Below are 648 nucleotides of genomic sequence, written 5' to 3'. Positions count from 1 at the left end.
AGCCAGGACGAGCGCCGTCGCACCCCCGGCGTCCACCGGCCCCGGCGGCCCGAACGCCAGCACGGCCGTGGCGCCGAGGAGCGGCACCGGCAGCAGCAGCCGGGTCCCCCTGTCGCCCAGCCGGTGCGGGAGGCCCCGGATCCCTGCCGCCCGGTCCGCCGCGATGTCCGGGAGCGTGTCGGCCAGATGCGCCGCGAACCCGAGCAGGGCCCCGGCCGCCACCGTCCACCAACGGGGCCACGGCCCGCCGGGCAGGGAGAGGGCGACGGCGGCGGGCAGGGCACCGAATCCGGCCACGTACGGCAGCCAGGACAGGACGGTCGCCTTGAGCCACAGGTTGTAGAGCCAGGCGGCGGTGACCGCGGCGAGATGCACCGCACCGGCGAGCGCCCCGCAGGCCAGTGAGAGCGGTACGCACAGGGCGAGCGCGACCGCCGCCGCCGCCCACACCGCACGCGCCCCGACCGTGCCGTCGGCCGCTGGTTTCCCCCGGCGGCCCGCGTCGGCGTCACGCCGTGCGTCGTACGCGTCGTTGCACCAGCCCACCGAGAGCTGGCCGGTCAGCACCGCCACCGTGACCAGCGCGGAGCGGGGGCCGCCGAGGCCGGAGCCGAGGGCGAGGGCGAGGGCGAGCGCGGTCACCGCGAG

General features: G+C 78.5%; 1 protein-coding gene. It reads right to left on the bottom strand.

Annotated features, from left to right (window positions below):
* Positions 1–648 (bottom strand): UbiA family prenyltransferase (locus CR470_RS38340; protein WP_097872326.1); only part of this gene is annotated, 648 nt, incomplete at both ends.

Source organism: Streptomyces sp. rh34 (assembly GCF_002551245.1).
Classification (GTDB): domain Bacteria; phylum Actinomycetota; class Actinomycetes; order Streptomycetales; family Streptomycetaceae; genus Streptomyces.
This window is presented reverse-complemented; position numbering and strand designations above follow the sequence as displayed.